This window comes from Paenibacillus sp. FSL K6-1566 (assembly GCF_038050475.1).
Classification (GTDB): Bacteria; Bacillota; Bacilli; order Paenibacillales; family Paenibacillaceae; genus Paenibacillus_AQ; species Paenibacillus_AQ lactis.
This window is the reverse complement of the sequence record NZ_JBBOSR010000001.1, coordinates 4,675,615-4,688,872: the sequence shown is the minus strand read 5'-3', so window position 1 is coordinate 4,688,872 and position 13,258 is coordinate 4,675,615. Positions and strand designations below refer to the sequence as shown.

Below are 13,258 nucleotides of genomic sequence, written 5' to 3'. Positions count from 1 at the left end.
GGCTATGGCTTCATTTCGATTTATACATGCTGCGGACCTCCATCTAGACAGTCCGTTCATCGGCCTGCGGGGACTGGATGACGGGATGCGCTCCTTCATTCAGGATTCGACCTTCCGGGCGCTGGAACGGCTGGTTCGGCTTGCCGTAAGCGAGCAGGTGGATTTTATGGTCATTAGCGGCGATATTTATGACAGTTCCAACATTTCGCTCCGCGCGCAGCTTCGCTTCCTGGATGCGATGGAGTCCTTGGCGCGGGAGGGAATAGCGGTATACGTTATCCATGGAAACCACGATCCGCTGGACAGCGCGAAGCTTGCGGTGAAGCTGCCCCCGAACGTTCAAGAGTTCGGGGCCGAGCCTTCCCGGGTGACGGCCGTCCGGCGTTCGGACAAGCGGGAGGTGGCGCAGATCACCGGCATGTCCTATCCGACATCGAAGGTGACGGATAATATTGCGCTTACCTATCCGCAGGCAACCCGGGAGCTTTATCATATCGGGCTGCTTCATGCGAATGTGGATGGCGATGCCCAGCACGAAACGTACGCGCCGTGCACGCGTAAGGATTTGTCGCAGGCCGGTTATCACTACTGGGCGCTCGGGCATATCCATACCCGTCGGATGCTGCAGGAATCGCCCTATATTGTGTATCCGGGCAATATTCAAGGGCGGCATATCAAGGAAACCGGACCGAAAGGGTGCTATGTCGTCGATGTCGACGAGGGGTATAACACCGTGCTGAGCTTCCATGAGCTGGACTCCATGCGGTGGAGCCTGGTGCAAGCGCCGATCGATGGATGCGGCAGCGTGGACGAATGGAGGCAATACCTGGAGCGTACGCTCGGGCAGGTTGCGGAGGAAAACAGGGAGAAGCTCAGTTTGGTCCGGGTCATGATCACGGGCCGCAGTCCTGTCCACCGGCAGCTTGAAAACGGCTACGTGCTCGATGAGCTGCTAAGCGAGATGAGGAGAAGGGAAGCGGCTAAGGCGAAGACCCAGGGCTACGGCGGCTGCGTCTGGATCGAGGGCTTCGCGCTTCAATCCGGGGATGTGCTTGATCTGGACCGTCTGCTTGCCGAGGACAGCTTCGCCGGGGAACTGCTCCGTCTTGCTCGCAAGGAGCAGTCGGAGCAGCGCTTGCTTGCGGACGACGGGATTGTACCCTATGCATTGGCGCCGCTGATGGAGCATGCCGAAATCCGGGCGCTGCTCGAACGCATGCCCGCCGAAGAACTGCTGGACTGGCTGCGCAGGGCGGAGGAGCTGACGCTTACGCTGCTGACTCAAGAGTCTAAGCGGGGAGAAGGTGCCGGGATATGAGGCTTGAGCGGTTGCATATTCAGGGGTTCGGCGGCGTACAGGACAAGCGTATCCCGATCGAGGCGCCGGTAACGGTACTGTACGGGCCGAATGAAGCGGGTAAGAGCACGGTGCTGTATTTTATAAGAGCAATGCTGTACGGCTTTCCCGGAAAGAGTGTGCCGGCGGAGCGCGGTGAACCGGCGGATTCCGGCGTTCATGGGGGAGAATTGCGCTTCTTGGACGATGAGGGAACGTTATGGACGATCCGCCGCTTTGGTCAGCCGAGTGAGGGCTCTGCGGGAAGCCGGAAGGAACGCGTACATATCCAGAAGCAGGCCGGTGACGGCACGGTGCTTGAGCTGGGGCAGTATGACCTTGAACGGGAAGCGCTCGGCGGTGTATCGAAAGATATGTTCCGGCAGCTGTTTGCCATCTCGCTTAGCGAGCTGCAGGAAATTCGCAGCCTGCAGTCCGCCGAGATCAGCGGCTATCTGTTCCATGCCGGAATCGGCGGCGGCGCGAATATTTTGGAAGCCGAGCGCCGATTGACGCAGGAGATGGACAAGCTGTATAAGCCGCGGGGCAAAGTACAGCATGCGGCAAAGCTGCTGCAGTCCATCGAGCAGCTCAAGGCGGAGGTGACAGAGAGCAGGACGTATGTCCCTCGTTATAACGAGGTCATCGATGCTATCCGGGAAACGGAGGACCGGCTGGAGAGGCTGGAGCTTGAACGCGCGGACACTGCAGAGGATCTAACGCTGCTGCGCAAGGCGATTGATATCCGCCCGTTGTGGCTGGCTTGGCGTGAGGCCAAGCTGGAGCTGGACGGCTTGCCGGATTGCGGCAGCTTCCCGCCGGAGGGTGCCGCGAGGTGGGAGAGAATCGAAGAGGAGCTGCTGCAGCTGGAGGCGCAGATCCAGCGGATCGAGCGTGCGCTCGGGGATACCGAGGCGAAGCTTGCCGACATGCCCCGGCTGACATGGCTGGAGGAGCAGGGACAGCGAATTGAGGATTTATGGGGCAAGCGGAGTTTGTATGAGGCGGGAAACCGCGAGCTTGCACAGCTTACGGCAGAGCAAACGGCCCAGGCCGACCGTCTTGCAGGGCTGCTGCGAAGCATCGATCCGGGCTGGACCGAGGCGGAGCTGCTCGCGCTGTCCACCTCGGCGGCCGAACGCGAGGAGGTTCGGCGGCTCGGAGCTGCCTTTGCCGGCTATGACCGCCGGATGGAGCAGCTGTCGCTGGAGCTGCGCGGAGCCCAGCGGGCGGCAGTCGCTGCGGAGTCTGAATTAAGCGAAGCACGGCGGCAGCTGCGCGAGGAGATGGAGCGGGGGAAAGAGAATTTTGCGATGCTTAAGCCCCGCTCGCCACAAGAGACGGCCATGCTATGGAGCCGGCTTCAGCAGACGGCGGAGCGCTGGCGGGAGCGAAGGCTCAGCCAGGCCCTGCCTGAGCTTAAGGCTTCCGGGGCAAGCGAGCATGGCTGGCTGCCGTCCGCTTATTCGGGCCTGCTTGCCGTCATGGCCATATTAACGGTTGTCCTGGTGTCCTTCCTGTTCTGGAGCGGTGCGAACGGCGCAGCAGCTATATCCGGCGTGCTCATGCTGGCGGGTATGGTCTATGTGATCTGGAGCGGCCGAAGAAATGTGAAGGACAGTCCTTCCCGGGAATCCTCCCCTTCTGCCGGGGAGCCCGGCGGAGATGATGCCCATGAGGTTGAACAACTGTTGTCGGAGCTTGTTTCCAGTCCATACCATGCTGCCGCTGCGACGCTGGAGTATCGGGGGAGCCGACGGGCGAAGACCGAAGCGCGGCCTGCGCGGGATCCGCTCGCGGTGGAGGCTCAGCTGCGGGAGCTCCGATCGGTCATGGATGCCTGGCAGGCATGGCGTCAGCGGCTGGACCGCTTGACGTCCGAGTGCCTTTCGGCCGAGGAGAAGGTTAAGCTCCAGGCTGCCGAGCGATCGGCGATCGAGAGTGCAATTCAAAGTGAAGAGAGGCGGTTTGTCCAGCTGGAGCGGCAGTGGGAATCCTGGCTGATGCAGCGTTTGCTGCCGCAGAGCCTGTCGCCTGATGCGATGCTGGATATGTTTAGTGCGATTGAGCAGGGGCAAGAGATCGTGCGGCAGCAGAGAGCGAGAGCGGCAAAGATCGCTGAGCTAACGCGAGATGCCAAGGCTTATGCGGCTTCCTGCCTTGAGCTGGCTCAGGGCGAACAGGACCCGGAGCGAAACAGAGAGTCCCTGACTACCCCGGATGCCATTCTGTCTTTGCTCGGCGATTTGCACCGGCGCTGGAAGCAGTATCAAGAGGCTTCGGCACAGCGGGAATCGCTTCGGCATCGGCTCTTGGAGCTGCAGGAAGAAGCGGCAGCCGCGGACGAAGCCCGCTCGGCAGTGCTGCAGCGGAAGGAACAGCTGCTCGGCTTGTCCGGGGCAGCCGACGGGGAAGCCTATCTGCGGATGGGCGCTGCCGCACGGCGAAAGGAAGAGCTGGAGCGCACGGTCCGTCATCATGAAATCACGATGTTCAGCGGGCTGGGCAGCCAGCTCCGAAGCCAGGTCTTACAGCTGCTTGAATCGGCCGACGGTGCGGCGCTGGAGGCCATGCTCAAAGAGCGGGAGGCGGCCGATGCCTCTTTGGCTGAGCTGCGGGATGAGCTTCAGGAGCGGCGCGGAAGATTGCTGCAGGAGCGGGAATCGCTGGAGGCCGCCGGGAATCGCGACTCTGCGAACCAGCAGCTGGAGGAGCAGCGGGCAGAGCTGAAGGAGCTCGTCAGCCAATATGCCGTTCGCGCCATTGCAGCTGGGCTGATTGAGCGCACAAGACGCTTCTATGAACAGGAGAAGCAGCCGCAGGTGCTGCGGCTTGCTTCCCGCTATTTCTCGAAGCTTACAGGCGGCACCTACAGCAGGATCGTTATGCGCATGGGAGATCATGCCCTATTAGCCGAGCGGCCGGACGGCGGGCTTGTCGAGAGCGCGAAGTTGAGCCGGGGGACGGCGGAGCAGCTGTATCTGGCGATGCGGCTTGCTCTGGTACAATCCATGCCGCATGCGGCGGGCATTCCGCTTATGCTCGATGATCTGTTCGTCAATTTTGACAGCCGGCGGCTCGGGTATGTCCTGGAGCTGATATCCGAGCTGTCGCACAGCCGCCAGATCGTCATGATGACGTGTCATCCGCACGTTACAGATCAGATCCGGCAGCGTATTCCCGGGGCGCAAGTCATCGTAATGTAAATATAAGGGAAGACCGGTTCCAGTCGGAGGAAACCGGTCTTTTTTTCGATTAAATGCTGGTCGCTTACTTCGTGTTCGTCAAGGGGGTGCCGAACAAGGTGAGGCGCAGCACCCACAGCAGGCAGAGGCCGCCAAAGATCGGATAGAGCAGCGACAGCAGCGAACTGAAGCCGAATTGGCTGAAGAAATAGCAGAACAGCATGATCCCGAAAGTGATCGTTCTTGAGGACCATGAGGTCCACTGCTGCACCTGCAGTGTTATCCCGTATATATTCGCCACGAAGGTGCTGAAGATTTCGAGGAAGATCAGGATCAGGTAGATCATTTGCACGAACCAGCCGAGATGAGCGGCAATGCTCCCCATCGGAATTTCAAACTGGGCGATGCCGGGCATCTGCGCGGATAAGGCGAAATGGGCAGCCATCAGCATAAATCCAACCCCCGCTCCGCCGAGGATGCCGCCCCATTTTACGACATTCGTATTTTCGGTCTGATTGCCGAGGGGCACCAGTACGGGCATCGCCAGCACCAAATTAAAGGCGGTGTACAGAAGCGGGGCCAGCCATGCCGCGGGCAGGCTCTGATCCGTCGTTAAGGTGAGAAACCGGGTGGCGCCGGGAGCCTGGAACGTCTGCGAGATCACCGCAATGGATAATGTAATCATCATGGGGACGACGAGCGAGTTCATGGTCATGATGGACTGGATGCCCTTTCTCAGAATGAAGTAGGCCCCGATCATGGTTACGAACAAGCCGGTCTGATAACCGATATTTAAATGCTCCACGAACACCGACCCGGCGCCGGCCAGCATGATGCTGTTGACGCCAAGCAGAATGACGAACATGAACACGCTGATCCAGCTCCCTGACTTCGAGCCGAACAAAAATTTATTTAAATCCTCGAACGATTTCGCGCCGATCCGCCTGGAGATCATCAGGATTTTCGTGCCGAGCCAAATGAACAAACCGGTTGCGAGAATGATGGTAAGGGTTGCCCAGTGACCGTATTGGGTAAAAAACTGTAGGATTTCACGGCCGGTGGCAAAGCCTGCGCCGACGATGGTTCCGATATATGTGAAAGCGATCTGGAAAACACGGATAATATCCTTCAAGCGCTAAGCCCCCTTGCTAATGGTGTGATCGGCACATCTGTGTATAGTACAAGGTATGCCTGACCGCGCATGGACATGACTCGAACCTGTCCTGCCACGCTGGGTTTAGGGGGATTGTGCTTGGTGCTTGCGCTTCCCAGCACACTGGCGGGAAGCGCACTGCCATGCAGCGCACTGCCATGCAGCACACTGCCATGCAGCACACTGCCATGCATCGCACAAGCGAGCATCACACTGCAACATCCTTACACCGTGCTTCAGAAGGGGCACATGGTAAGGTGAACCGATGGCTCCACTCCCAATGTCAGGTATAATGACGAATTCCCGTGTAATTACATGACGGATAAGTGACGGGTGGAGCGTTTGTACTTGCCGTACAAGGGTTGAATATGTTACTTTTACGACAAAGGAATGGGTGGGAGGTCATTGTGGATGGATTGGTTAAAGGAGCGGATTGTTAAAGAGGGGGTCGTGCTGTCGGATCAGGTGCTGATCTTGGACGCCCTGCTGACGCATCAAGTGGACCCGGCTCTTATTATGGATATGGGCAGGGAATTTGCTAGGCGTTTTCGGGATCAAGGCGTGACGAAGGTGATTACGCTGGAATCCTCCGGCATATCGGTCGCGTTTGCGGCTGCGCTGGAGCTCGGGGTGCCGATGGTGTTCGCCCGGCGGAAAAAGACGCTGCTCGCCGATCCGGATGCTTTATGCGAACGGGTTCCGTCTTTTACAAAAGGGATTGTGACCGACATCATGGTGTCCAGGCAGTATATACGGGATAATGACAGAGTACTCTTCATTGACGATATTATTGCCAATGGCGATGCAGCCAGAGGCTTGATCAAAATTATCAGCCGGGCCGGCGCGGAGCTTGTTGGTCTTGGCGTCGTGATCGAGAAAAGCTTCCAGGCGGGTGCGCGGACACTCCGCGAGCAGAATGTTCGCGTGGAATCCCTGGTCACCATTTCTTCGCTGGAGGACGGACATATTCATTTCGACTAGCCGGGATGCAGGTGATCCCGATCGATCCTGCCGATGCAGTCGCATCCGCGCGCTGCCGATACCAACTGCCGCCCTAAGCGAAGCTTGGCGAACCTTGTTTTTTTAAGTGGGCAACCGCTTGTCGATTCGAATTTTCGGCCTAAAATCACAACAAATTCTTTTCGCCCCGGGCATTTTCGCTTATAATAAAGAGGTATAGGCAAGAGAGAGGAGGCAGCAACATGGGGAAACAACCTGTAACCGAGCCGTTTATGATTGAGAAGCTGAATGAAGCGAAGGTACACTTTGAACGTGCTTTGGACTGTAAACATACGGAGTTCGATGATCTATATCCCTATATGATTGAACATCCTCAGTTTTTCTGGTACAAACGATATGTTGCCTGGTCCGAACTTCTGACGATTGCCGGTCTATGCGAAGAGCTTTCCTTCGAGTGGAAGGAGCAGTTTACGCCGCAGCAAGTGGAATATATCGAGAAGCGCGTCATGTCTTCGACGGTGCTGGATTTCTGGTACGAGAAGAATGACAGCATTGAGCCAGCGCAGCGTTAATGGGAATATAGAACATCTGAGGCTTCAGATGTTTATCCATATCGTACAGGAAGACCTAAATGGTTTCATTTAGGTCTTTTTGTTGCAGGAAATGCGCATCCTATTCTAAGGGAGGGAATGATCGACTATGATTAGCGATGAACGGCTGGACGAGCTTCGCTTGTCCGGCGACCTTGTTCGGGTTGTCCGGGACGGCCTCGAGAGCAATGATATTATCGGCTTCGTCGTGGCATGGGATCCCCAGCATGTCATTATCCGCCGGAGAAATCGGCGCGTTGTGAAGCTGGACCGGAATTACAGCTACCAGCTCAAGAGCGAGCCGCGGGTAAGCCCGATTGAACCATAGGGCAGAGGATAAGCAGATGATAAGCAGGCAATAGGCAGGGCATAAGGCATAGATCAGCCGAACGTCGGACATCTTAAGCTGGACGCATGATTATTCAGAAAAGGTGTGATTAGACGCTTGGACATGATCAATGACAAAGTAACAGCTTACAAGAATGAAATTCTCAATCTGAAGCAGAGCATGCCGGAGATGGCAGAGGCTTATCATCATTTCACGGGCGTGTGCTTCCGTGAGGGAGAGCTGGACGAGAAGACGAAGCAGCTGATTGCTCTTGGCATCGGTTTGTTCGCGAACAATGAGCTGTGCACGTTCTATCATATGGAGGAAGCTCGCTCGAAGGGGGCTACGGAGGCTGAAATTATGGAGGCCGTAGCGGTCGCTTCGGCTGCAAGCGCAGGACATGCCCTGTCGCAGGGTCTGACCCGGGTACAGCACCATCTGCAATAGCCTCTAAGGAAACAACCGTCTGTTCCGAATGGATTTCGGGGCAGACGGTTGTTGTTATGTTGTGGACACCGATGGGACCCGATTCATTAAGATCAAGCAAGGTCATCCGTGTAGTCCAGTGGTAATCCGCTCAGCGGACTGGGGCGGCCTCAGCGGGAGTTAGGACGCCTTCTTCCGCCTCCGAGGTGGGCAGATTGAGGTAGGCCCGCATGCGGTCCATCATCTCCTCGCGAAAGGAGGGCCATAGAATGTTGATCGATCCAATGTAGCCCCTGCACGCATAGCGCGCCTCGATTCCTTCCTTGCCCTGACCGATGTCGAACACCTTGATCGCCCGCTTCGCGAATTCCTGCTTCACTTCACGGAGAAGCACGGCCGCCCGCTTCGCTCCGTTGCCGACCACCTCCACATACAATTGCGGGGTCTTGAAGACACCGCTCTCCTGAATGATTCGGCAATCCCGCTCAAACACCTTATGAATGAACATCAGAAGCAGGTAGCTCTTAATCAACGCCCGCTCCTCTGAGGTAACAGCCGGTATGGCCATTAACTTCACCGCCTTTATATAGAAATTGGATATATTATACGAACTTATGTTCTTATTTTAACCGAACATCCATGGTTTAATCAAGTTTTAAAAAAAGTGTTGACTCCCTATTATTACCGTGATATTATATATCTTGTCGCCGCTGATAAGAGCTTGTCTCCGAATAGCGAAGAACATGATACGCGGTCGTGGCGGAATTGGCAGACGCGCACGGTTCAGGTCCGTGTGGGCTAACCCCCGTGGAGGTTCGAGTCCTCTCGACCGCATACCTTATTTACCATGAAGAAGCTCTTGAATTTCCCTTGTGGGAGTTCAAGAGCTTTTTTGTGTGCTTCCCAAAAAAGCCTTAAACTGGTTGCTGGGTTCCAGGAGGCGCCGGGCAAGCTGTTAGCATCATGATGCGTAAAAAAATGAACACAATTCCACCGGATTGATCTACAATGAGCATTAGGCCGGATAACAGGACAACTGGCGGCCATGAGCATCGGCCGATTATCAGCAGTCGATGCCGGTGGGGAACGAGGCCGACGATAGATTAAGCAAGAAGCGGAACTGCAAACGATTCCCGCAGATTCCCAAGATCATAGAGCTGAGGGTGAGACATTGTGAGAGGAAGATATGCATCATTAACGGTAGTATCAACGGCAACCAATTTTATTATGGAGCAAGGGGATGGAAGTACACGTACATATCGAACCTATATGAAACCGAGAGAGTCCGGGCAGCTGGAGCTGAGATTTTGGCATAGCAACTCGGTCGATTCTACTTGGGATGTTGGTTCGGTCGCAAAAGGGAGCATGCCTGGGGGAGCGTGGCGCATTGAAGCGGCTTATGCTGCCGATGGCGGCATGGGCCGAGATGGACAGGTTGTACCTGGAACCAGCGTACAAATTACTTTTGACGGGAAGTCCGGTAAGGAGGTGGCTCCCGGCGAGACGTTCTGGAGCGATCCGGTACAGCTCGAACTGCCCGATGGACATGATCTGGCGTTCACGTGGACGATTAGGACGCTCTCCCCGGGGAAATCGGTGCCGTACAATACGGAGGGGCTGCTCGTATCAGCTTATGAGGCTGAGGGAAACCTGACGGATGACGAGCTTGGAACAGCGTTCATGCCGGCAGAGAACCGTTTGGTCATGCCAGCATTTATAGGATACGCCCGACCGGTCAAGCAGCGGATGATCTTCCTGGGCGATTCCATTACCCAAGGCGTAAGAACGGCTAAAGACGGCTACGATTACTGGGTAGCCCGAATTGCGGATGGCCTATCGCCGGACTACAGCGTATGGAATCTGGGTTCCGGCTGGGCGAGAGCTTATGACGCTTCGGCAGATGGCCCGTGGCTCGCGAAGGCAGCGAAAGGGGACGTTGTTGCGATCGCGCTCGGCGTCAACGATATCGATATCGGAGCGAGAAGCTCCCGGGAACTGCTGGATGACTTGTCCGCGATTGTAAGACGCTTAAAGCAGAGGGAGGACGGGACGAAACCGCGGATTATCCTCTTCACTGTACCTCCGTTTCAATTTTACCGGAGACAGGGAAGAGGTATGGCGTACCGTCAATGAAGTGATTCGCACCCGTCCTCCGGAAGGCGTGGACGCCGTGTTCGATATCGCGGAGATCCTGTCCTGCCCGGCTCCGGAGGAGCATCAGATCGAGCCGAAGTATATGAGCTCTTCCGATGATCCGCATCCGAACGGGCTTGCGGGTGCGGTGGTTGCCGAAGCTTTCCTGAAATGGTTTGAAGCGCAGCCGAAAGACCAAAACGCCCTCATGCAAGATTTATCCAAGTAAACAGCAGCAGGTATGCCTGATTCCGGAAGGTAGTTAACCGAGCAGTTAACTGATCTTAAGGGAAAGCTGGTCCCTTTTGTACAGATCTGCGAATATGGCGGCAATAACCGGCGTTTTCGCTTACCAGCCTCAGCACCAATCTTTTATCGCAGTGTAGCGGCGGTTTCATAAGCTAGGAAGCAGGTGGCCGAAGGGGCCCCTGCTTTTTTTATATGCAAAGCTCAAGCAAATAAATCTTGCGTTGAAACCTGTAAGCCCGGGTAAAGTGCGGATTCCACAAAAGGATCATGGGCCCCCGCGTAATAGCTCACATCCGCAATCTCCCCGTCTAACAAGGAATACACCGTGACTAGAGCTTTCATCGGATCGACGATCCAATACTCCTTCAAGCCGCATTGCCGATAGAGATCAAGCTTCGGGATCATGTCCTTGCTTCGCGTGGACGGGGATAGCACCTCGATGACGAGATCAGGCGTGCCCATATATTTTCCCCTCTCATCGATCCGATCTTTGTCGCAAATGACGACCAGATCCGGCTGCACGACACAGATGTTTGTCTTCTCCTTCTCTAACGTAATATCGAATGGAGAAGTCAGGGGAGTGCAGGGTTTTCCTTTAAACCAGTTGTAAAAGCTGCCGTGCAGTTCAGTGACCGCGTGTTGGTGTTTGTATGAAGGGGAGGCCAGGTTATAGACGATCCCGTCGATCAGCTCGTAGCGCTGTTCCGAGCTTTCGGTCAGCTCCAGAAATTCCTCGTAGGTGACTCTGTCGTTGTCAGCCGTATACCTCGCAGCTCCCTCCCTTAGTACAAGTTCATTTGCGTCGGTATAGGTTGTTAATTTGGCAACATCTCTGCCGTTCTTCGTCACGATGATTTCCTCGCCCGCCTCGGCAAACTTTAGATATTTTCCGAAATGGTTTTGCATATCGGTGGAAGGCACTCGCATACATTTCACCTCGAATTAGCTAATTTAATGATATATTAGCTAATTCTGAGATGGGAATCAACGAAGATAGCTAATTTGTTGACGAAATCCATATTCCGAACTAAATTGGAAGAAGAAGGATTTCGGTTTTGGGCCAAAGCATAGTTACATCAAAGGATGAAGAAGAGGCGGCCATGCATTAGGAGGGTCGTCTCTTTTTTTGCGCGGTTAAGCGGTCATCGCGTTTGTCCGCATGGCTTCCCTATGGGGCGTCTATTGGAAGCATCGTTCATGAAATAACGAAAGCGGGAATAAGTGTCCCTTTTGCTGCCGCTGAAGTGTTTTATAGTAGGAAGGAGGCGGCTTCATGGAGTCTGCGGAAAAATGCGTAATGGAAGTCCAAGCGGGCGAAATTCAGAAGTATGTACATATCGTGGAAGCATTCCAGGCTCCGCTGTACCGCTACTGCACCCGGATGTTGGGGAACCGGCAGGAGGCGGAGGATGCAGTGCAGGACATTTTGATCAAAGCGTTTGAAAAAATAGAAGGGTATGAGCCGACAGGCAGCTTTTCATCCTGGTTATACAGAATCGCATATTACCATTGTCTGAATTTACTTCGTAAGCGTAGCGTTCAGCGCAAGTTCCAGCGTTGGTTCCGGCAGGATACAATAACCGAAAGCGCAGAGCAAACGATAACCGGACGCTTATTCGGGGAACCGCTGGCTTCCGCCATCACCTCGTTAAATGCGGAGGAGCGCAGCTTGCTGATCTTACGGGCGCTTGAAGAGAAGTCTTTTGCCGAGATAGGAGAAATTTCGGGGAAGAGTGAGGGAGCGGTCAAGAAAAAATACGGCCGGTTGAAGCTGATGGAGCAGAAGGGAGGAGCAGGTTATGCGCAAGGCCAAAGCTACACTTCAAGATGAAACGATCAAGGGACTTCTCGTTCGGGGGGAGCCGGAACCCATTGATGTACGCCTAAACGTGATGGACCGGGTTCGGGAGATTCATGAGCGGCGCAGCGGCAAAAACAAGGCTCGGCACCGGACTGGAGCTGTTGTTACAATCACCTGTCTCGTTCTTGTGCTGACCTCCTTAACCGGCTACGCGGCTTCCCGGTATGTGCAAATTTTGAACTCCAAAGGGGAAGTGGTCGTTCAAACGAAGGAAATTCGAGAAGATAAGTATACGCCGCATGCCAAGACGTATATGAAGATGCGGTCCGCATACAAAGAGGATGTCCTGAAGCAGCTCAAACCGGGAGAACTGGCGGCTTATTATGTCCATGACGAAACACTGAATGCTTACGATACAGGCAATAGGGTTCAGACCGTATACCAACCGATTGTGTACAAAACTTATGCGGAATTGAAGAAGCAGCTTGAAAACACGGCTGGGCCGCTGCTTCCTGAGCCCAGATATTTGCCAAAAGGTTACACCTTTGCAGCAGGTAAGTTATTTCCTAGTATTACGGAAGGGGAGGCCGATCTGGATCATCTGAAGAAGCTGGAGCCGGAATTTATCCGGATGGCGGAATCCTCCTCCAACGGCACCAAATTGTTCATCAAGAAGTTGTCTTGGAATAAAGCGGGCAGTGCGAATGTCAGCTATACCAACGGGGAGGATACGATCCATATAACCGCCTTCGTACGGAAAAAACAACCCTCCTCGGTAGTAACCAGGAATCCCAAGGGCGTGTCCGTTGAGAAGCTGACGGCAGGCGGGCATGAGATGGTTTATATGGAGGCATCGGCAGCTGCATCGGTTGACGAAGTTTACTATAAACATAAGCTGGAATGGCTTGATGAGGAGGGTGAGGTCTTTTATAGCGTTTTCGATAATCAGGGCAGCACTCTGTCCAAGTCCGATTTCATCCGGATCGCAGCAAGCATGGTGCAATAATATCATTCCAAAGTGTCCCTTTTCAGGCGGTACAGGTGTTATACAAGTAAGGGTTTTGCAAATAACCCGAAGGAAATAAAACCATGTGCCT

The 13,258-nt window shown here is 54.9% G+C and carries 14 protein-coding genes and 1 tRNA gene; 11 read left to right on the top strand and 4 right to left on the bottom strand.

Annotation, left to right across the window (positions count from 1 at the left end; translation table 11 throughout):
* The first annotated feature begins 4 nt into the window (after positions 1–4).
* Together NST08_RS20810 and NST08_RS20805 are read left to right on the top strand one after the other, a co-directional pair.
* Positions 5–1,318 carry a metallophosphoesterase family protein gene (locus NST08_RS20810; protein WP_007127729.1) on the top strand — a complete coding sequence of 438 codons (1,314 nt, stop codon included), beginning with the start codon at positions 5–7 and terminating at the stop codon, positions 1,316–1,318.
* Complete coding sequence (locus NST08_RS20805; RefSeq protein ID WP_007127730.1) at positions 1,315–4,542, top strand: AAA family ATPase; 3,228 nt, start codon at positions 1,315–1,317, stop codon at positions 4,540–4,542. Before NST08_RS20810 ends, NST08_RS20805 begins: the two co-directional genes overlap by 4 nt.
* 64 nt (positions 4,543–4,606) lie before the next feature.
* Here NST08_RS20805 and NST08_RS20800 read toward each other — a convergent pair whose 3' ends face one another.
* Together NST08_RS20800 and NST08_RS20795 are read right to left on the bottom strand one after the other, a co-directional pair.
* Entirely contained in the window at positions 4,607–5,653 is a 1,047-nt protein-coding gene (locus NST08_RS20800; RefSeq protein ID WP_007127731.1) for a YkvI family membrane protein, read from the bottom strand.
* Entirely contained in the window at positions 5,650–5,886 is a 237-nt protein-coding gene (locus tag NST08_RS20795) for a hypothetical protein (RefSeq protein ID WP_210095058.1), read from the bottom strand. The genes NST08_RS20800 and NST08_RS20795 overlap by 4 nt, the downstream gene beginning before the upstream one ends.
* 199 nt (positions 5,887–6,085) lie before the next feature.
* On the opposite strand from NST08_RS20795, the gene NST08_RS20790 reads away from it, so the two are divergent.
* The 4 genes from NST08_RS20790 to NST08_RS20775 all read left to right on the top strand — a co-directional run bounded on the left by NST08_RS20790 (position 6,086) and on the right by NST08_RS20775 (position 7,999).
* Positions 6,086–6,655, top strand: coding sequence for a xanthine phosphoribosyltransferase (locus NST08_RS20790; protein WP_007127732.1), 570 nt, complete (start codon positions 6,086–6,088; stop codon positions 6,653–6,655).
* Positions 6,656–6,876: 221 nt separating this feature from the next.
* The gene (locus tag NST08_RS20785) at positions 6,877–7,206 is read left to right on the top strand and encodes a hypothetical protein (RefSeq protein ID WP_007127733.1); all 330 of its coding nucleotides are present in this window, start codon (positions 6,877–6,879) and stop codon (positions 7,204–7,206) included.
* 127 nt (positions 7,207–7,333) lie between these two features.
* Complete coding sequence (locus NST08_RS20780; protein ID WP_007127734.1) at positions 7,334–7,552, top strand: hypothetical protein; 219 nt, start codon at positions 7,334–7,336, stop codon at positions 7,550–7,552.
* Between the two features lie 123 nt (positions 7,553–7,675).
* Positions 7,676–7,999 carry a carboxymuconolactone decarboxylase family protein gene (locus tag NST08_RS20775; protein WP_007127735.1) on the top strand — a complete coding sequence of 108 codons (324 nt, stop codon included), beginning with the start codon at positions 7,676–7,678 and terminating at the stop codon, positions 7,997–7,999.
* Positions 8,000–8,129: 130 nt separating this feature from the next.
* Here NST08_RS20775 and NST08_RS20770 read toward each other — a convergent pair whose 3' ends face one another.
* A complete protein-coding gene (locus NST08_RS20770; RefSeq protein WP_028405202.1) occupies positions 8,130–8,546 on the bottom strand; it encodes a hypothetical protein in 417 nt (138 codons plus the stop codon).
* A 182-nt stretch (positions 8,547–8,728) separates the two neighbouring features.
* Between NST08_RS20770 and NST08_RS20765 the strand changes: the two genes are divergently transcribed.
* The 3 genes from NST08_RS20765 (at position 8,729) to NST08_RS20755 (ending at position 10,340) form a co-directional block, all read left to right on the top strand.
* A tRNA-Leu gene (locus tag NST08_RS20765) sits at positions 8,729–8,812 on the top strand.
* A gap of 339 nt (positions 8,813–9,151) precedes the next feature.
* Positions 9,152–10,111, top strand: a complete 960-nt coding sequence (locus tag NST08_RS20760) for an SGNH/GDSL hydrolase family protein (RefSeq protein ID WP_276824952.1) — start codon at positions 9,152–9,154, stop codon at positions 10,109–10,111.
* Between the two features lies 1 nt (position 10,112).
* The gene (locus NST08_RS20755; RefSeq protein WP_245255961.1) at positions 10,113–10,340 is read left to right on the top strand and encodes a hypothetical protein; all 228 of its coding nucleotides are present in this window, start codon (positions 10,113–10,115) and stop codon (positions 10,338–10,340) included.
* Between the two features lie 221 nt (positions 10,341–10,561).
* Here NST08_RS20755 and NST08_RS20750 read toward each other — a convergent pair whose 3' ends face one another.
* Positions 10,562–11,287, bottom strand: a complete 726-nt coding sequence (locus tag NST08_RS20750; RefSeq protein ID WP_210094803.1) for a type II toxin-antitoxin system prevent-host-death family antitoxin — start codon at positions 11,285–11,287, stop codon at positions 10,562–10,564.
* A gap of 346 nt (positions 11,288–11,633) precedes the next feature.
* Here NST08_RS20750 and NST08_RS20745 point away from each other — a divergent pair, with 346 nt between their 5' ends.
* Together NST08_RS20745 and NST08_RS20740 are read left to right on the top strand one after the other, a co-directional pair.
* Positions 11,634–12,191 (top strand): RNA polymerase sigma factor, encoded by a 558-nt coding sequence (locus NST08_RS20745; protein WP_210094802.1) that lies wholly within the window; start codon positions 11,634–11,636, stop codon positions 12,189–12,191.
* On the top strand, positions 12,160–13,167 hold the full coding sequence (locus NST08_RS20740; protein ID WP_210094801.1) for a DUF4367 domain-containing protein: 1,008 nt from the start codon (positions 12,160–12,162) through the stop codon (positions 13,165–13,167). The genes NST08_RS20745 and NST08_RS20740 overlap by 32 nt, the downstream gene beginning before the upstream one ends.
* Positions 13,168–13,258: the final 91 nt, after the last annotated feature.